This is a genomic window from Clostridioides sp. GD02367 (assembly GCF_045900275.1).
In the GTDB taxonomy this organism is placed as follows: Bacteria; Bacillota; Clostridia; order Peptostreptococcales; family Peptostreptococcaceae; genus Clostridioides; species Clostridioides difficile_A.
Genome location: NZ_JBJODK010000002.1, coordinates 399,108 through 420,093 on the forward strand (window position 1 = coordinate 399,108; position 20,986 = coordinate 420,093).

Below are 20,986 nucleotides of genomic sequence, written 5' to 3' on the forward strand. Positions count from 1 at the left end.
ACTCTTATAATATTCTTTTAACACTTGTATACAATGAACTCGTAGTATAATTGAGATAGATAAAATAAAGGGAGGGATAATATGAATTTAATAGATAATCATATTCATACTAATTTTTCAAGTGATGGAAAGGATTCGATGGAAGATACAATAAAAAAGGCTATAAGTATTGGTGTTAGATATTTAACTTTTACAGACCATTTAGAGCATGATGAAGGTAGAGGTTTTTGCATTAATTATAATGACTATGTTCCAGTGTTTAATAAGTTCAAAGAAAAATATAAAAAGGACATAGAGTTATTATTAGGAGTTGAAGTTGGTTATAGAAAACATCTAAAAAATGAAATAGATGAAATAATAAACTCTAATCCTTTTGATTTCATATTGTGTTCAACTCATACAATTGATAATATACCTGTTCCATCAAAGGAGTATTTTAAAGGGCTTAGCAAAGAAGATGCATATTATAAATATTTTAATAGTATACTTGAAACTAATCGTGAATTTAGAGACTATAACATATATGGTCATTTAGATTATATATCTAGATATGGAATCTATTCAGATAATAGAGTTATATACAATGATTTTAAAGATGTTATTGATGAAGTTTTAAAATCAATAATCGATAATGGAAGTGGTATAGAGTTAAATACTTCTGGTTATAGATATGGATTAAATGCTATACATCCAAATGAAGATATATTAAAAAGATATAAAGAGCTTGGCGGATTTATAGTTACTGTAGGTTCTGATTCTCACAGAGTAGAAGATATATGTAGAGATTTTGATGTGGCTTATGATATGCTTAAGTATCTTGATTTTAAATATGTATCTTTATTTAAAGAAAGAGAAACTTATTTTATAAATATAGAAAAAGTTAAATCTAACAATATAGCTTAGAGTATGTTTTGAAATGAATTAACAGATAGTAAAAAAGTTAATAGTATAATATTGTATCCTCTAGAAAAATACTAGAGGTTTTTATTTTGCAAAAATAACTGGATAAAATTAAATTTAATAATATAATTTATTTTAACTTGGATAGCATATTGTTAATATATTTTACTATTATATATTTTTATTGTGATATAATAATAAAATATATTAACCTATCTTTAAATTATGTAAATTATTATAAAGGAGGGAGAAATTTAAATTGTCTAATAAAAATAAAAAGAATATAAATTTAAGCAATAAAATCAAAGAAACTACTAAAAAAAATTTAACAAAAGAAGCCATATTACATATACCAATGAGTAACTATGCCTATGGTTATGATAGAGAAACATTACATATAAGACTTAGAACTAAAAAAAATGAAGCAAAAAAAGTGATTTTGAGAATAGGAGACCAATATGTATGGGACAAAGGTGGTGCAGGAGGAGGAAATTTAAATGCATCTGGGATTGGTTGGTCTGGTGGTTCAAATATAATAATGGATAAAGAAGTAGAAACTGAATTATTTGATTATTGGATAGCTAAGTGCAAACCATTAAACAAACGTTCAAGATATGGGTTTATAATAGAAGGCCAAGAGGAAAAGATTCTATTTACAGAAAAAAGGATAATAGAGTTGGGCAATGAAAATGACAAAAAAGAATTGTGTGAGATAAGTAATTTTTTTGGATACCCATATTTAAATTATATAGATGTACCTAAAGTACCAGATTGGGTTAAAGAGACTATTTGGTACCAGATATTTCCAGATAGATTTGCAAATGGTGACCCATCTATAAATCCAGTAGGAGTGGAGGAATGGGGAGCTATTCCAACAAGAGATAATTTTACAGGTGGAGATTTGCAAGGTGTGATAGAACACTTAGATTATTTGAGTGATTTAGGGATAAATGGAATTTATTTTTGCCCTATTACAGTTGGAAATACAAATCATAGATACGATACAATTGATTATATGAAGATAGACCCTTCATTAGGAGATAAAGAGACTTTAAAAAGGCTAATAAAAGAAGCTCATAAGAGAAATATAAAAATAATGCTGGATGCTGTTTTTAATCATATAGGATACTATTCTAAACAGTGGCAAGATGTAATTAAAAATAAGGAAAATTCTAGGTATAAAGAGTGGTTCTATATAAAAGACATGAGCAAAGTTGATACTCCAATAGAACAAATAGATGAAAAAAATATACCTTATGAAACTTTTGGCTGTGAAAAGTATATGCCTAAACTTAACACAGAAAATTTAGAAGTAATAGAATATTTATTAGGTGTAGGAAAGTACTGGATACAGGAGTTTGATATAGATGCATGGAGATTGGATGTCTCAAATGAAGTAGACCACGTTTTTTGGAGAAAGTTTAGAGAAGAACTTAAAAAAATAAAACCAGATATATATATACTGGGCGAAATTTGGCATGGTAGTTTACCATGGTTGATGGGGGACCAATTTGATTCAGTTATGAACTATTTGATGTCAGAAGCTATGAAAAAATTCTTTTGTACAGATGAGATAAATGCTGAAGAGTTTAAATACATGATAAATGATATAATGGTAAGTTATCCAATGCAAGTTAGTGAAGTTATTTTTAATTTACTTGGAAGTCATGATACTACAAGGATACTGAATTATGCTAGAGGAAATGTTGATAGAGTTAAACTTGCATATTTGTTTATGTTTATACAATCAGGCAGTCCTTGTATATACTATGGTGACGAAATTGGAATGGATGGAGAACTGAGTTCAATATCTGAAGGACAAAGAAAATGTATGGAATGGAATGAAGAAAAATGGAATAAGGATATATTTGATTTTATGAAGAAGATTATTAGGCTTCGTAAAGAAAATAAAGAACTTAGGTCTATGTCAAATGAATGGATATTAGCAGATAAGGAAAATGGAACTATTCTACTAAAAAAAGAATCCATTTCCATAATAATAAATAATTCATCTAAAGATATAACTTTAAAATTACCAGATTATTTGTCTAATAGAAAAGTAAAAGATTTGTATGAAGAAAAAATAGTAGACTTAAAAGAAGAAATAAGAGTAGAAAAATACAAGTTCATCATTTTAAAATAATATAAAATGTATTTATAGAAGATAGATGAAATACGCTATCATAGACGTAAGTGCTAGTTCAAATAGAAACTATTTTCAGTAAAATAGATTCAGTATGCTTTTTATTTGAATAAAAACAAATATTAACACTTCTAATCATTCTGTAATTCAATAAGAAAAGTAATTACTGAATAGGTAGGGGGAAGGAGCGATATGAATGACTATAAAGAACATATAGTTATAGTAAAATCAGGAACTGTAAATTTAATTTTAGGTGTTATATTTTTATTAATTGGAATCGTTATAAATGTATTACTTCTATATGTTAAACAGTATTATATAGCAGTAATCACTTTTATATTTACAATGTATGGATTATTTTCAATTTTTGATTATACAAGAAAATATATTATTTTTGATTTACATAATATTAAAGTTCGTAAATGTATAGGAAGTGAAAAAGAGTATTCATATCATGATATCACTAGGATTTCAATAAATAATAAAAAACAAGGGTGTCCAGTTAAAATATATGTAGATAAAAGTAAAATTGTAACTTTTTTTATATCTGATAAAAATTACATGTCTGCTATAGCTGAGATGAAGCGAAGAGAGTTACCTTTTGATAATAAAGCCATAGACTATATATCAGATACTTCATTATGGGTTCCAATTCGAGATAATGAAATTAAAGAATTCTGTAATGAAGCATCACTAAAACTTGAAAATCAGATTCGGGAAAATCTGCATAAAATAGAAAAAGAGTTGGGAACAGATATATCTTTTTCTTTTGGTATGGATGTTGAAGAAAATCCATTTGTATGTGTATTTTTAGTGTGTATTATGAAGAATGAAAACTATACAAAATTTGTAAAAAAATACAGGGGAAAAGAAGCATGGGCTATATTTCCAGTATATATAGTTGGACCACAATTATATAATAAAGAAATTGAAAAAGGAAAGTTTATTTGCAATATAAACTATTTAAATGCCTTTTCTGGAAGAATGTGGTCAAATTTTTGTAGAGCAATAAAAAAACAAGGTGTAAAAGAAAGTGAAATGGAAATAGATTTTGAGTTAAAGACTGAATTAGAATAGAAAATTCTATAAATAATACCTTAAATGTAAGAGAGAAGGTATAAAATAAATTGATTATTAGTCTAAAAATTTCTTGTAGAAAGAGGAAATAAGAATGATTGAAGCATTTATATTTGATTTGGATGGTGTAATTACAGATACTGCATATTATCATTATATGGCTTGGAGAAAACTAGCTCATAAGGTTGGGATAGATATAGATACAAAATTTAATGAATCTTTAAAAGGCATAAGTAGAATGGAGTCATTGGACAGAATATTAGAATTTGGAAATAAGAAATATTTATTTTCAGAAGAAGAAAAAGTGAGAATGGCCGAAGAAAAAAACAATTATTATGTATCATTGATAGATGAGATAACTTCAAATGATATTTTGCCTGGAATAGAAAATTTATTAGGTGATATAAAATCTAATAACATAAAAATAGGTTTATCATCTGCAAGTAAGAATGCAACAAATGTGCTAAATCATTTGGGTATGAGTGATAAATTTGATTTTATAGCTGATGCAGGAAAATGTAAAAATAGCAAACCTCATCCAGATATATTTCTTATGTCAGCAGAAGGGCTTAATGTAAATCCTCAAAACTGTATAGGAATAGAAGATGCAAGTGCAGGGATAGATGCTATAAATTCTTCTAATATGTTTTCTGTTGGTGTTGGAAACTATGAGAATTTAAAAAAAGCAAATTTAGTTGTAGATTCAACAAGTCAATTAAATTTCGAATATATACAAGAAAAGTATAATGAGTATATGGTTAGGAGAATTATATGAAATGTTTATTTAATAATATAGATGAATGGAAGATTATACAAGATAAGATTGAAATCAAAGAAAATAGATTAGCGGAATCTATAATGAGTATAGGTAATGGTTATATGGGTATGAGAGGAAACTATGAGGAAAATTATAGTGGAGATACTCATAAGGGGTCTTATATAGCTGGAGTATGGTTTCCAGATAAAACTCGTGTAGGATGGTGGAAAAATGGATATCCAGAATACTTTGGTAAAATCCCTAATTCAATTAACTATATAGGAATAAGAATTTTTATAGATGACATAGAATTAGACTTAGCAAAATGTAAGATTGAAAATTTTTATAGAGAATTAGATATGAAAAATGGTATTTTAAATCGTAGGTTTATTGTACACATAAGTGATAAAAAATTTGAAGTTAACATTATTAGATTTTTAAGCATATCAGTTAAGGAGTTAGCAGTAATTAAATACAGTATAAAAGCATTAAATTCTGATGCTAAAATAAAATTCATACCATATTTAGATTCAAACATAAAAAATGAGGATTCAAATTATGAGGAAGAGTTCTGGAATGGAGTTTCTTCAAGTTCTTCAGAATATCGAGGAAGCATACTTTCTAGAACAAAGGAAAATGCATTTAATACACCAGTATTTACTGTGGGTGCAATGATGTATATTAAGGCAAGAGGTAAGATAAAAGACCTATCTCATACAAATGAATATAACTACTGTGAGAATTCAATAACAATGGATATTCTAAAAGATGAGGTTGCTAGTATAGAAAAATATGTATCTATAACTTCAACTAGAGACTATAAGGAAAGTGAGCTATTAGGAAAATGTGAAGATATTTTAAATAGAGAAATATCTAAAGATTATGATGATATATTAAATGAACATACAGAGTTATGGAATAAAAGATGGAAAAGTGCAGATGTAAAAATAAATGGAGATAAAAGTAGTCAACAAGGCATACGATACAATTTATTTCAACTATTTTCAACATATTATGGAGAAGATTCAAGATTGAATATAGGTCCCAAGGGCTTTACTGGAGAAAAGTATGGAGGGGCTACTTATTGGGATACAGAAGCATTCTGTGTTCCAGTATATCTAGGGGTAGCAGATAAGAAGGTAACTAGAAACCTTTTGGAATATAGATATAATCAATTGGAACAGGCAAAAGATAATGCAAAAAAACTAGGGCTTAAAGGTGCTTTATATCCAATGGTTACATTTGATGGAGTAGAATGCCATAATGAGTGGGAGATAACGTTTGAAGAAATACACCGAAATGGAAGTATAGTATATGCAATATATAATTATGCAAATTATACAGGTGACTTTGAATACATAAAAGAAAAAGGAATCGATGTAATAATAGAAATAGCTAGATTTTGGGCTAATAGAGTTCACTTATCTATAAAAAAAGATTTGTATATGATACATGGTGTAACCGGACCAAATGAATATGAGAACAATGTCAATAATAATTGGTATACTAATTATATAGCTAAATGGTGCTTAGAATATGCTGTAGAAAATGTATTAAAATTAGATATAGAATATAGTGAATGTATTGATAGAAATAATGTAGCTAAAGAAGAAGTTGAGCTATGGCAAATGATATCAAAAAAAATCTATCTGCCATATGATGATGAGTTAAAAATAATAGTTCAAAATGATAATTTTTTAGATAAAGAATTTATAGAAGTAAAGGATTTACCAAAAGAAAATCTTCCTCTTAATCAAAATTGGTCTTGGGATAGGATTCTTAGGTCGTGTTTTATAAAACAAGCAGATGTATTACAGGGAATTTACTATTTTGGAAATAGATTTACTAAAGAAGAAAAGAAGAGAAACTTTGATTTCTACGAAAAATATACTGTACATGAATCTTCTTTATCTTCTAGTATTTATTCCATTATTGCTTCTGAAATAGATGATTTGGACAAAGCTTATGAATTATACTCAAGAACTGCTAGGCTTGATTTAGACAATTATAATAATGATACCAATGATGGACTGCATATAACTTCTATGTCTGGTTCATGGCTTTCTATTGTGCATGGGTTTGCAGGTATGAGGACATGGGATGAAACATTATCTTTTGACCCTAAGTTACCGAAAGAATGGAGTGGTTATTCTTTCAACATAAGCTATAGAGATAACATTATTAATGTAGATGTATGTAGTGATTTAATTAAAATAGAAAATTTAAAAGGTAAGCCAATAAAAATTATTGTATATGGTAAAAAATATATATTAGAAAAATATATAAAAATTGATAGAAATAAATTTAAATAATATTTTTATTATGTAAATAGTTAAAATAAGTTTATCTAATTATGAATTTATTTTAACTATTTTTATTTAATAGAAAACTATATATTATAACAATAATTGCGCTTTTAGTTAAATATATTTCATAAATCTTCATAAAATCTTCAAAATTTCGTAAAGAAAATGTAACAAAAATAAGATATATTGTATTCAGCAGATAATATAAGGGAGGACAATAATTATGAAGAATAAAAAATTCATTGTTATAATACTGATAATATCAGTTTTAATAGGTGTAGGAGTAAAAGAGTATTTCACCAGAGATATAAACAAGGAAGATATAGAGGTTAGTAAGTATATAAAATATTCTGATTTAGCAAGTAAAAATAATGTACAAGTTAACTGGAAGTATGTAGCTTCTATTGTTGCTGTATTGAATAAAAACAACTTAAAAGAAGTTAAAGATTCACAAATAAAAGAAGTATCAGATTTATTTGTTAAAAATTTTTCTGAAAATAATAAAATAAATAAATTAAGTAATGTCTTGGATGAATTAGAATTTAGTAATAAACAAAAAAGATTGGTTGATAATTATATTGACGAACTTAAGGATTATGGCATAAAGCCAGAAAGATTGAAGTCTGATACACAGTATATGAAGTTTATAAACGAAATTAAAGAAGAAGCTATACAAAATTACGAAGATTATAAAATACTTCCATCTATAACTATTGCACAAGCTATAATCGAATCTAGCTGGGGCAAATCAACTTTAGCAAAACAACACAATAATCTATTTGGCATAAAGGCAGATGCCTCTTGGAAAGGTAAATCAGTGACTTTAGAGACAAAAGAACATTTAGATACAATTATAGATGATAAATTTAGAATATATGATGATAAAAATGAATCTATAAAAGACCATGCAAAGTTTTTGGCTACGAATAAAAGATACAAAGCCAATGGTGTATTTGATGCAAAAACGTATATATATCAAGCTAAAGCATTGGAAAAAGCAGGTTATAGTACAGCAAAAGATGAAAATGGAAAGAGCATCTATGCAGACCGTTTAATAGAAATAATTCAACAATACAATCTTCAATTAATAGATAGTGAAATTCAAAGCAACATGTAACTTTGATGTAACATAAGGATGATATATTTATCGAGGAGGTGGCTTTTATGAAAAAAATAGTCTCGATATTTATAAGTTGCATGGTTGTTATAACTACTATTACTGGTTGCAGTAGTGGGGAGGTGGCTAATAGCAAATCATCCATGTACAATGTTAAAAATTTGGATTTTAGTTTTGAAGTGAAACCTGAAACCTTTGAGGTATCAGTTGAATCTAATGGTTCAAGAGAAAAGATATCCGAGCCATTAAAAGAAAGGAAGGTATCAAATTTCAAAAAGACAAAAACAGAAGCATCATGGACATATCCTGATGAAAACATAGACATAAATATAAAAAAAGAGAACAATTATTTAGATGTAAACATTAAATCTAATTCAGAACAAGAAGCTAGTTTTAATTGGCCTAAAGTTGAAGGTGAAAGTTATGTACTACCACTTTATGAAGGTAAGTTTATACCAAGTAATGATAAGTATTGGAAAGAACATTTAAATGAGTCTACTTATAATGTTATAGAATCTTTTTCAATGCAATTCTTTGCAGTAAATAAAGCAAAATATTCTGTGTTATATATTATTGAAAATGAATTCAACAATGAAATTGAATTTAGTTCTAAAGATAAGATTAATTTTACATTTAAACATGAATATCCAAGTATCAATAAAAATAAAGAGTATGGGTTTAAAGTGTACTTGACCAATAAGAATATTACAGATGTAGCAAAAACTTATAAAAATTATATAGTTGATAAAGACGAATTTAAAACATTAGAAGAAAAATCTAAGGAAAATAAAAATATTGAAAAACTCTATGGAGCACCACAAATTTATTTTGGAGATAAATCTATAATCACAATAAATGATATTAAATGGAATAAATTAAAAGGAAACTTATCAGATGATTTGATTAATTGGATGAAAGAACTTTTAAGTATGAAGTCTTATGATAGTGAATTTATAGAAGTGACTAATCAAATAAAAACTCAAAATTATATAGATAAATATCAAAAAAATCAAATAGTTCAAGCATTTAATGAGGTTATGCAAATGAATACTTTTTATAATGACAAAGTTTTTAATAGTAAGGATAGAGATATAAAAAGAGTATTAGACAAAGGTATATCTAAATTAAATAGAGTAGAACTTATAGAATTTAACAAGAGATTATTAAAATCAAAACTAGGAGATAGTGTGAATGATGTTGCTACATGGACAAGATATAATACAATTGATGTGATTAATGACATCAATAAATCTGGTATTAAAAATGCCTGGATAGGTTTTGATGATATGAAAGAAGGTTATGTATCTCCAGAGATGGTTAAGAGAGCTAATGATTTAGGATATATAGTAGGGCCATATGATTCATATCATTCTATACACAAGCCAGGAGAAGAAAAATGGAGTACAGCATCATTTAAGGATAAATCTCTATATGAAAATGCTACTATAGAAAACAAAAAAGGTGAAAAAGAAACTGGATTTCAAGGAGAAGGAAGAAAATTAAATCCTACATTGTCTTTACCAAGTGTGAAAGAGAGAGTACAAAGTATATTGGATGAAGGATATAAATTTAATTCTTGGTTTATAGATTGTGATGCTACAGGTGAAATCTATGATGATTATTCTCAAAGTCACATAACAACTCAAGCACAAGATTTAAAGGCTAGACTTGAAAGGATGTCATATATAAGAGATAATGCAAATATGGTTATAGGTTCAGAAGGTGGAAATGATTTTTCAAGTAGTACCATAGCATTTGCACATGGTCTTGAGACACCAGCATTTGCTTGGGTTGATAAAGACATGAGCAAGAATAAAGATAGTGAATACTATGTCGGTAGATACTATTCTCCAACAGGAGGAGTACCAGAAGTATTTTCAAAACAGATACCTGTAAAAGAAAAATATAAAAAAATATTTATAGACCCAACTTACTCTCTTCCTTTATTTAGATTAGTTTATAATGATTCTGTTGTATCTTCTCATCAGTGGTTATGGGGAACTTTCAAAATTAAAGATGAAGTTGGAAGCAGAATGATGAGAGAAGTATTGTATAATACGCCACCTATGTATTATATAGATAGAACTGAATGGGAAAAACACAAAGATGAAATAGTTTCACACAATAAAGTATGGTCAGAATTTAATAAAAAGGCTATAAAAAGAGAAATGACAGATTTTAAATTTATTTCTGAGGATAGGTTAGTTCAAATGACTGAGTATGGAGAAGATTTAAAAGTAGTAGCTAATTTCTCTCAAAAGGATGTTAAGTATGAGGATGAAGTTATAAAAGCAAAATCTTTGGTAATATATGATGATGATAAAGTTGTATATAAACCAGAACAATAAATTTAATAAAAACAAATAAACATTATGTCAAATGGTCATTCTGAAATAAGAATCAGTCTAGCCATTTGACATTAAAAAGTATCTTTGAGGAAATGAAATGTATATTTTTAGCTGTAATATGATTTTATTATGATATCTCATTCTTATATAGATACTTAGCAAGAACTGAAATTAATAGCATAATTATAAACATACATATTATAGGTATATAAACTTTAAGGCTAAAAACTTCAAATAATTTACCATGCATAATTTGACCTACTGGAGCAACACATTGTGATACAGCTGTAATAGTGGCCATTACCTTTCCCAATAATTCATTAGGTGTTTGTTTTTGAACAATAGTTAGGACAAATACAGTGATAATTGTCATAGACATAGCAATAGGTATAATGCAAATAAATAATAATATAAAAGATGGATAATATCCTAGTCTGAGCATTGAAGGAGAAATTGAAATAGCCATTGGAATCATTAAAATACTAATTAGCATTAACCAGCGATATAATGTATTCATCTTCATTTTTTTTGCAAATAAACCTATTGAAAGTGCACCTAAAACACTACTAAATTCTATAATCCCTATTCCTATGCCATACATATTATTGCTACTGTGCATTGTTACACGCAAAATATATTGTATTCCGACAAGTAAAAATGGAGTTAAAAATAAATTTAAAGAAGCTGCCAGAATCATAGCTTTACTAATATAAGGCTGTTTTACAACATAAGAAAATCCTTTTTTCATGTCATTAACTATAGTCATTACTATGTCACCATTAAAGTCTCTTTTATTAAAAGGGATATAAATAAACATCTCCATTACTGCTGATAGAAAAAATGCAACGCAACTTATAATAAGAAGCATCTTAAGTCCAATAAGACCGTATAAAAGACCTCCAAGTACAGGAGCAAACATACTTGAAAGCGCACCTATTCCATTTACAATTCCATTTGCTTGTTCTAAATCTTTTTCATTTACTATTAAAGGTATGCTTGCCTGTACAGTAGGCTGATACATACAACTAATAATAGATAGGAGTATCATAATAATTCCAATTAATACAATAGAATCATTTAGAGTAGAAAAAAGACAGATAAAAATGAGGATAATTATAGAACTCATAAAATCAAATATAACCATTAGATTTCTACGATTGAATCTATCAGCTATTGCACCACCAATTGGGGACAATAGAAGTGGAATATTTGATATTGCATATAAAGTTGCAAATATATCTGCACGACCTGTTATATCTAAAATATAAGTAGAAAGACCAAATCTTAATAATGATGAACCCAGTATAGATATAATTTGACCGAGTACTACAAGGTTAAAGTTTTTGTTAAAAGAATTATTTGTTTTATCTAAATTTTGCATATATAGGACACCTCTCTTTTTTTTTGACCGACTGTCGGTCTATTAAAATTATAATAAACTATATTCCAAAAGTCAATAGTATATATTCAATGAAAAATTTTAAGATAAGTTTTTACTGTTAATATAGAAATCAATATGTATGAAAGATTATTATGTCTTAAAAAGGATAAGAGCTATATGGTGAATAATCAAAAATGGGTAATTTAGAAGAGTTTTTATGAATAGTATTAATATATAGATATAGGGAGATTGATGTGATTATGTATGAAAATAATAAGGTAATATATAATTTTGAAAGATGTGAAAGACTAGAAAATACTTTTTATTTATCTCAATTTAATACATATAAAAATTTTAAGTTAGCTTCTAAAAAATCCATAGTAAATTCATTGGAGACATCTGTTTGTAATATGAATATTCATAATATAAGTCTTGTTGATACGATGGAATGTGTATCATTAGAAGATGAGCAAATGACGGGTAAGAAATTAATTTTAGTTGGTGATATAGATACTGATGTGATACTAGATTATGTGGGGAATAAGAGAAATATAAGCTCTAATAAGAGAAATATACTTAAATTAAAAATACCTTTCAGTACATTTATACAAATGCCTAGGAGAATAGAAAATAAAGAGAAAATTAATTTAAAGTATCTTATACAAGATATGGCATCGTCTATTTTAGATGATAATAATTTATTTATTAGTGTGACTGCAATTATAAGTTATGAAAATAGTTCTAAAATGGAGTAATCTTTAGATTATAGAAAGGTGGATGCAATGAGAATAACTAAAACTACTTTTAATGATGTCTTTTCAAATGATATAAGTGGAAGTATTTTAAAAGTAGAAAAATATGTTGATAAAAAATGTGCATCTGTATTCGACATTTTGACTTACACTATTATTGTTACAAATACGAGTAAATATAAAACAGGAAATATATTTTTTAAAGATTATATTTCTAAATATATAGAATTTATAAATAATACTGTAAAAGTTAATAGTATTACAAAATGTGGATTAGACCCACAACAAGGTTTTTACATAGGAAAAATAGATGCTAATTGTAAAAAAATAATATCTTTTAAGAGTGTAGTTTTGCCAAATTCAGCATATAGAGTTATAAAGAATAATGCTAATATATACTATTATTATAAGTGTACCCTAGATAAATTTCCAACAAGAATATCAGTGGAAAGTAATAGTGTTTATACCAACATAAACAAAACTGTATTTAAGCAGTTGAATATAAGCAATACTTTAAAGATGCCTAAAAACCTAAAAGATATATTAAAAGTAAACATAAATAGTAAGATACTTTATGTTAAACCTATAAAAAATCCTACAAACAAAGGAAAAGATTTAAATCTGTGCAATTTAATAGTTTTTGGAAGTATAGAATTTGAAATGGACTATAGTTGTAGAAATCATAGTAAGTTTAAAGTAATGAGCAAGTCTGATAATATTCAGAAAGAAATGGGTTATGATAATGATTTACAAAATAATAATAATAATAAGAATATAAGTGACTGTAAGAAGCAAATAAATTTTAATGAGAATAAAGTAAAAAAGATAACAAAAACTTTTGGATTTTCTTGTTTTATTTGTTCACCAGTTGGAATTGTTTATGAGGATATGAAAAATATAAATATAAAAATTGAACATACATCAGTAAATGAGCTAAATGCAGATGAATTATTTATAGATACATCACTTTTATTGTATTATTAACTCTTCAAAGTTAAAAATTAAATTTATTAAGCTAGCATTTTATTAGATAGAAAAACATAGATATTGATATATATTGTATATATAAATAATTAATAGAAATTCTTAATTTTAAGTAATTCTAAATAATAAGTATAATATAATATTTTAAAAGTGTAGATTTATGATAAAATAAGACAAATATGTTAAAAAAATGATAATCACAGAGAACTTTTGCCTTCTTCAATTAATATATTATTATTAGTAATAACTTTAAAATCATATTACTATTATATAAAAATTGGCTTAAAAGAAGGTGAAAAAGGTAAATGAAAATATGCATAACAGTAGGTCATAGTATACTAAAGGGTGGTAAAAGTACAGGTGTAAGTGGCATAGTTGATGAATACAATTATAACAAAAAATTAGCTCCTATGTTAGCTGAGATGCTTATAAGTCAAGGTAATACAGTAGATGTAATAGTTTGTCCAGAAAGGCATTTTATGTCAGAAAGAGAAGAATTTTTCTATAGAGTTCCAAAAGTAAATAGTGGCAAATACGATTTACTAGTAGAGCTACATTTAAATAAAGGTGATGGAACAAAATCTGGCGCAGAAGTGCTTTATTATGGTAATGAAGGATTAGAATATGCTAAAAGAGTATCTAATAAACTTGGAGAATTATTTGAAAATAGAGGAGCTAAAAAAAGAGAAAATTTATATATATTGAGAAACACAAATCCAGTTGCAATACAGATTGAAAGTTTTTTCTGTGATAATGTGGATGATTGTAATAAAGCCAATGAAGCAGGTTATGATTATATAGCACGATTAATTGCAGAAGGTATATTAAACAAAGATATAAGTATGTGAGATTATGGTGACTTAGGTGTTGATTAATACCTTTTAATTTTAGATACAAACTAAAACACAATATATTGGTATAATTTAAACCTGTAAAAGATACATTAGTTTAGTTATCCACAAGAAATACCCCTTGAAAGTATTGATTTATCAATATATTCAAGGGGTATTTAAATATAAATCTATAATTTATTTAGAACTAAACTGTAACTTTATATAATATAGATATTATTTAAGTATAATAAATAATATAAAAATGTTACAACCTTGTATTATAATAAGATAATGTAGAAAAATATAAGAGATAAGATAAATATAATAAGGTGGTAATATATGAAATATACATTCGAAAAATTTAAATTAAACGAAAAGATACTTAAGTCATTGAAAAATTTAGAATATAATATACCTTCTAGAGTACAAATAGAGGTTATTCCAAAACTGTTAAATGGTCAAAACATAGCAGTGAAATCAAAAACAGGAAGTGGAAAAACAGCAAGTTTTGCGATACCTGTATGTGAGAATATAGATGTAGAGTACAATAATATTCAAGCACTTATAGTTGTTCCAACAAGAGAATTAGCTTTACAGGTGAAAGAGGAGATATCAGGAATAGGGAGATTAAAGAAAGTTAGATGTAGTGCTATCTTTGGTAAGCAATCTATAAAAGAACAAATAGCAGAATTAAAGCAAAGAGTTCATATTGTTGTAGCTACTCCAGGCAGAATAATTGACCATATAAATAAAGGTACTATTAAGTTGGAAAATATAAAGTATTTAGTAATAGATGAAGCTGATAAAATGTTTAATAAAGGTTTTGTTGAGCAAATGGAAAAAATATTATCAAGTTTACCTAAAGAGAAAACAATAGGACTATTTTCAGCTACAATGAGTGAAGAAATAAAATATATATGTGAAAAATATATGCCAAACTATGGCATTATAAATGTAGGTGAAAATGAAGATAAGAATAATGAGAAAGTAAAACAAATAGATGATAGAATAATAAAAGTAAATGAACAAGACAAGTATATAATTTTAAAAAATTTAATATACAGTGAAAATCCAAAGAGTATAATAATTTTTTGTAATACTAGGGAAAAAGTATCTAGACTATATAATAAGATGAGTAAAGATGGTTTTTTGGTAAGGCAGTTACACGCTGATTTATCACAAGAAAAAAGAATATTTGTAATTAAAGATTTTAAAGACTTAAAGTTCAATGTGTTAGTTAGTAGTGATGTAGCATCTAGAGGAATACATATCGATGATATTTCTTTAGTTGTAAACTATGATGTACCTTATGATAAGGAAAACTACATACATAGAATAGGAAGAACTGGAAGAAAAGGAAGTAGTGGAAAAGCTATTACTATAGTGGATACGTGGGATGAAAAATATATAGAAGGCATAGAAGAATATATAGGATATAAAATATATGAAATACCTGAAATAGAGAAAAGTAAAGTTATATCAGGGAAAAGATTGTTTGATGAATATTCAAAAGAACTTTTAAAAGAAGCATTAAAAAGAAAGAAAGTCAGTAAAAGTTATCAAAAGGGCAAAGATACAAAACTAAATTCAGAAGATGAAGTGGTAAGATTATATTTAAATGCTGGTAAAAAAAAGAAAATAAGAGTTTTAGATATAGTTGGGGCGTTCAGTAACCTAAAAGAAATTGCTAATGATGATATAGGTGTAATAGAAGTTCAAGATTTGTGTTCATATGTAGATATATTGAATTATAAAGGAGACTTAATATCAAAAAAATATAAGGAAATACCTATAAAGAAAAAGATGGTTAAGGTAAAGAGAGATATGAGATAGTTGAAGTTAAGAGTGTGAATTAAGTTTAATAAAATAATTTTATATTTTCAAAAAATTATTGAGTTACGAAACTTTAAAAAGTAAGTTATAATGGTATTATGTGTTTATAATAATAGTCACTATGGATATAAGTTATAAACATATATTTATAAAGATATTAGAGGAGGGAATGTATGGCATATTTCACTTATAATGACAAGAAATGTTACTATAACGAGATAGGAGAGGGTATACCATTACTTTTTTTACATGGTAATACTGCTTCTTCTAAGATGTTTAATGAAGTAGTTGATTTTTACAAAGATGAATATAAGGTAATATTAATAGATTTTGTAGGTCATGGTGAATCTGAAATGGTGGATAAATTCTCTGTAGATTTATGGTTTGATGAGGCTATGCAGGTTATATGCTTTTTAGAAAAAATGAATTATAAAAAGGTAAATATAATTGGAAGTAGTGGAGGGGCTCTTGTAGCATTAAATGTTGCCCTTGAAAGACCTGACTTAGTTAATAAAGTAATAGCAGACAGTTTTGAGGGAGAAGTTCCTTTAGAGTCATTTGTAAAAAATGTGAAGATAGAGCGTGAAGAATCAAAAAAGGATGCTGGGGCAAAAGCTTTTTATATTTATAATCAAGGAGACAACTGGGAAAAAGTTGTAGATAATGATACAGAAGCTATTTTTGAACACTATAAAACTATAGGTAAATTTTTTCATAAACCTCTAGAAACTATGCAACCAGATGTACTTTTAACAGGAAGTAAAGAAGATGAGTTTGTATCTTTAGTATCTCCTGATTTTTTTGAAAATACTTTTTCAGCACTTATTGAAAAAATTAATAATTGTAAAATGTACTTGTTTGATGAAGGTGGTCATCCAGCCATTTTATCAAATGGATTGAATTTTTCAAATGTAGCAAAGGAATTTTTAAAAGAATAATTTAGTAATACGATTATTTAAAGTTTTAGTATTTACATAAAATGTAGCTTAACTATATAAATTTTAGAATAAATTTATATAGTTAAGCTGTAAGGTTAAATACTTTAATTAAATAAATCTATTATCTCATCATCAGACAAGCTTTTCAAGACACCTTCATTGGATAATTCTCCATTTATAAATTGGTTTATAAGTTCTTTTTTACTTTCTTGTAATTTTATTATTTTTTCTTCTATAGTTCCTTTAGCAATCAATTTTATAACTTGTACTGAATTTTTCTGACCAAATCTATGAGCCCTATCACTAGCTTGATTTTCCACTGATGGATTCCACCATGGGTCGAAGTGAATTACCATATCAGCAGATGTAAGGTTAAGACCAGTTCCACCTGCTTTTAGAGATATCAAAAAAACTTTTTTATCCATACTATTATTAAACTCATCTACAAGCTCAAGTCTTTCTTTAGCATTAGTTTTACCATCTATATAATGGTATTCAATTTTGTACTTATCAAGTTCTTTACTTATGTTTTTAAGTACAGAGGTAAATTGTGAAAATAGTAATATCTTGTGGTTTTCATTTATACTGTCCCTAAGTATTTCTAAACATGTTTCAATCTTTGAACTTTTTTTACCATAATCTTTTACTACTATACTTGGGTCTAAACAAAGTTGTCTTAACTTTGTTAAGTAAGAAAAAATAACTATTTTATCTTTCTTTAGATTTTTATCTTTTATTTTGTCTTGTATATCTTTTGCATATACACTATATATCTTTTTCTGTTCCTTATTTAACTCGACAAAAAAGTTTTTCTCAATTTTATCTGGAAGCTCTTTCATAACTTGTTTTTTACTTCTTCTAAGAATAAAAGGTTTTATAAGTTTTTTTAAATTTTTAACATTATCTTCTTTATTTATGAACAACTCTTGGAATTTTGTTTTACTATATAAATAACCAGGCATTATAAAGTCAAATATAGACCACAATTCTAGAAGATTATTTTCCATAGGAGTACCAGTAAGTGCAAATTTATTTTCTGCATTTATATTTTTTACAGATTCAGTCACCAAAGCTACAGGATTTTTGATATTTTGAGCCTCATCTATGATACAATAATCAAATTTTATTTCACTATATTTTTCTAAATCATTTCTAAGGGTTCCATACGTTGTAAGTATTATGTCAAAATTTTGTAACTCCATAAAACATTTTTCTCTATCTCTCTTACTTCCATGTATCAATAAAACTTTTATATCTGGAGCAAATTTTTCAAATTCATTTTTCCAATTATAAATAAGCGATGTGGGTGTAACGATAAGACTTTTTTTATTAGATAATGATAATAAAAATGCAATAGTCTGTATTGTTTTACCAAGACCCATTTCATCAGCTAATATACCACCAAATTTATAATAATCTAAAACTTTAAACCAATTAAAACCATTTACTTGGTAGTCGCGAAGATTTGCTTTTAAGTTGTTTGGAATTTCCAAATTTATACTATCAAAGTTTTTGAATTTTTCACAAATACTATCCAATTCTTTTTTGCCATCTATAAACTTTAAGTTTTTACCTTTTATCATGTCATTTATATATAGAGCTTTATTATTATGAATTTTGTTGTTTTTTGATTTATCTATTATATCTAGATTTTCAACTAATTCAAAAAAGTCTTGTGTCTCTCTTTCTGATAAATCTATAAAGTTTCCATCTTTAAGCTTATAAAAAGTACGTTTTTCTTGAAAAGCTTTCAGAATAGACTTGTACTCTTTTGGATTTATATCAGATATATTAAAATTAAATTCTAGATAATTTTGATTAGTTTGATTGATTGAAGCTTGAATTGATGAAGAATTGTATATCTTTTTCAATTTAAACTTCTCAGAATAATATATATCTCCAAATTCTTTTAAAGATTCTAATTGTGAATCTAAAAATGTAAATAGGTCATAATCGCTTCCTTTAAATACATAACTGTTATTTTCCTTTATAAATTGTGAAGAAGTTATTTTATTCTCAATTTTAGCTTCTTTTTGTGTATTAGGAAGTATAAATTTTTTCTCTTCATTGTCATATATATACTTTATATCACAACATATGTTTCCATCAATCATATCAAAGTAGAATTCAGCTTTAAAATCTTTTGTTATATTATTTGTTATATTGTCATCTAAATAAACTTCTTGAGATATAGCCCTTAATCTAGGTACCAATAATCCTAAAACATCTTTAGAGTCTTCCTTGTCAAATTTAAGTTCTTTAGATTTTGATAATACTTGATAGATTTTTGAATAATCATGAGCTTTTTTATGTGATAACAAGTATAGATTACCATCATATAAAAGTACATCATTTTTTTTTGTAAGTGGAACAGGTAGCGAATCTTGAGAAGATAAGACTATTTTATCTTCTATATTTTTAAAATTAAACTTTAGTGGCAAAGTATCATTTAATATTTTTGGGTGGTATTCTTTTTTAGAAAAAATAAGTGTAAAATCTTTGTATTTAATAGCATTTAAAAACTGTTTTAAAGAGCTTGCATTTATCTCCATAAACTTCTTTGAATATGATGAAGAAAAATTGTATGAAAGATTTGTGCCATATTCTTCTATAATGTCTACTAATTTCTCATCTTCATCAGCAAAATAATGAATGCTAGGATTATAAGTAAATTTTTTTCCAAAATCTAACTCATATCCATTAAGTTTTGAATATGCAAATTCAGTAATATTTTTTAGAATATACATCTTGTCAATTCCAATTTTAAATTCGGCAATTGCTTTATTTGAATCTATATTTATTAATACATCTAAATTAACTCTTTCTCTTTTAGTATTATCTAAAAAAGAAAGCAGTTGCTTACTTAAGTCTAAGTTAGTTTTAGAATTAGTATTAGAACTTTTATCCTTATCATTACCTAATATGTCTATTAAAATAGGAGGAACATCTTTTTTACTTTTTATTTGTCTTAAACTTTTTATAACAATAGCAACTATATGTTTACATATGAAAATTCTTTGATTTACACCCTTTGATTGACAATCAGCACAACCACAATCATTTTCAATTATCTTAAAATGTCTTATATCTATAGTTATTGAGCTAAAATAAAAGCTATAATTATCTTCAGAATTGACTCCACCACGAAATGTCAGCAGATTATTCTGTAGGTCATCAATATCTATGTCTATATAATCAACCAACTGATTAGTGTAGTATTTTACACCTCTTGACCACCTTGATGGCTCTGTATTTCTTTTTATTAATTTATATATCATATCTATTTTCATTTTATTCACCTTACCTCACTGTATATATTATAATCTAAATGCATTTAATTTACACTCTAAATCTATAGCTAAAATTAAAGTATATATAAATAGCTTTTATCTATCATAAGATATATGCAAATAACAATTTACTATTAGATTTTTGTCGTATTATCTTATAAACTATGAATGAAAAATAATTATCTAAATAAATATTAGAAATATAAAGCTTTATTATTAAAATATTCTTAAATATTATAATATATAGGATTTAAAATATGATATTTGAATGAAAAGAATGTATAATAAGTTTAATAATTATATTTATTATTAGGAAAGGAGAGTGTC

At 26.2% G+C, this 20,986-nt stretch carries 14 protein-coding genes; 12 read left to right on the forward strand and 2 right to left on the reverse strand.

What is annotated here, in order from left to right:
* The first annotated feature begins 81 nt into the window (after nucleotides 1–81).
* From Q3223_RS03750 to Q3223_RS03780, 7 genes are all read left to right on the forward strand, one after another.
* Nucleotides 82–903 carry a histidinol-phosphatase HisJ family protein gene (locus tag Q3223_RS03750; RefSeq protein ID WP_219673342.1) on the forward strand — a complete coding sequence of 274 codons (822 nt, stop codon included), beginning with the start codon at nucleotides 82–84 and terminating at the stop codon, nucleotides 901–903.
* 256 nt (nucleotides 904–1,159) lie between these two features.
* Entirely contained in the window at nucleotides 1,160–3,043 is a 1,884-nt protein-coding gene (locus tag Q3223_RS03755) for a glycoside hydrolase family 13 protein (RefSeq protein WP_074179609.1), read from the forward strand.
* Between the two features lie 192 nt (nucleotides 3,044–3,235).
* Entirely contained in the window at nucleotides 3,236–4,120 is an 885-nt protein-coding gene (locus Q3223_RS03760) for a hypothetical protein (RefSeq protein ID WP_054270660.1), read from the forward strand.
* A 94-nt stretch (nucleotides 4,121–4,214) separates the two neighbouring features.
* Nucleotides 4,215–4,895, forward strand: coding sequence for a beta-phosphoglucomutase (pgmB, locus tag Q3223_RS03765; protein WP_054276956.1), 681 nt, complete (start codon nucleotides 4,215–4,217; stop codon nucleotides 4,893–4,895).
* Complete coding sequence (locus Q3223_RS03770) at nucleotides 4,892–7,189, forward strand: glycoside hydrolase family 65 protein (RefSeq protein WP_407811664.1); 2,298 nt, start codon at nucleotides 4,892–4,894, stop codon at nucleotides 7,187–7,189. The genes pgmB and Q3223_RS03770 overlap by 4 nt, the downstream gene beginning before the upstream one ends.
* A gap of 217 nt (nucleotides 7,190–7,406) precedes the next feature.
* Complete coding sequence (locus Q3223_RS03775; protein WP_054270657.1) at nucleotides 7,407–8,300, forward strand: glycoside hydrolase family 73 protein; 894 nt, start codon at nucleotides 7,407–7,409, stop codon at nucleotides 8,298–8,300.
* A 47-nt stretch (nucleotides 8,301–8,347) separates the two neighbouring features.
* Nucleotides 8,348–10,648, forward strand: a complete 2,301-nt coding sequence (locus Q3223_RS03780) for a glycoside hydrolase (protein WP_407811665.1) — start codon at nucleotides 8,348–8,350, stop codon at nucleotides 10,646–10,648.
* Between the two features lie 127 nt (nucleotides 10,649–10,775).
* Here Q3223_RS03780 and Q3223_RS03785 read toward each other — a convergent pair whose 3' ends face one another.
* Nucleotides 10,776–12,029, reverse strand: coding sequence for an MFS transporter (locus tag Q3223_RS03785; protein WP_074179614.1), 1,254 nt, complete (start codon nucleotides 12,027–12,029; stop codon nucleotides 10,776–10,778).
* A gap of 260 nt (nucleotides 12,030–12,289) precedes the next feature.
* On the opposite strand from Q3223_RS03785, the gene Q3223_RS03790 reads away from it, so the two are divergent.
* The 5 genes from Q3223_RS03790 to Q3223_RS03810 all read left to right on the forward strand — a co-directional run bounded on the left by Q3223_RS03790 (nucleotide 12,290) and on the right by Q3223_RS03810 (nucleotide 17,369).
* Nucleotides 12,290–12,784 (forward strand): hypothetical protein, encoded by a 495-nt coding sequence (locus tag Q3223_RS03790; protein WP_407811666.1) that lies wholly within the window; start codon nucleotides 12,290–12,292, stop codon nucleotides 12,782–12,784.
* 27 nt (nucleotides 12,785–12,811) lie between these two features.
* Nucleotides 12,812–13,765 (forward strand): hypothetical protein, encoded by a 954-nt coding sequence (locus tag Q3223_RS03795; RefSeq protein ID WP_407811667.1) that lies wholly within the window; start codon nucleotides 12,812–12,814, stop codon nucleotides 13,763–13,765.
* A 305-nt stretch (nucleotides 13,766–14,070) separates the two neighbouring features.
* Nucleotides 14,071–14,613: an N-acetylmuramoyl-L-alanine amidase gene (locus Q3223_RS03800; RefSeq protein WP_054270652.1), complete on the forward strand. Its 543-nt coding sequence runs from the start codon at nucleotides 14,071–14,073 to the stop codon at nucleotides 14,611–14,613.
* 324 nt (nucleotides 14,614–14,937) lie between these two features.
* On the forward strand, nucleotides 14,938–16,431 hold the full coding sequence (locus Q3223_RS03805) for a DEAD/DEAH box helicase (RefSeq protein ID WP_407811668.1): 1,494 nt from the start codon (nucleotides 14,938–14,940) through the stop codon (nucleotides 16,429–16,431).
* Between the two features lie 173 nt (nucleotides 16,432–16,604).
* The gene (locus Q3223_RS03810; RefSeq protein WP_054270650.1) at nucleotides 16,605–17,369 is read left to right on the forward strand and encodes an alpha/beta fold hydrolase; all 765 of its coding nucleotides are present in this window, start codon (nucleotides 16,605–16,607) and stop codon (nucleotides 17,367–17,369) included.
* A 104-nt stretch (nucleotides 17,370–17,473) separates the two neighbouring features.
* On the opposite strand, the gene Q3223_RS03815 is transcribed toward Q3223_RS03810, so the two are convergent.
* The gene (locus Q3223_RS03815; protein ID WP_407811669.1) at nucleotides 17,474–20,659 is read right to left on the reverse strand and encodes an SNF2 helicase associated domain-containing protein; all 3,186 of its coding nucleotides are present in this window, start codon (nucleotides 20,657–20,659) and stop codon (nucleotides 17,474–17,476) included.
* Nucleotides 20,660–20,986: the final 327 nt, after the last annotated feature.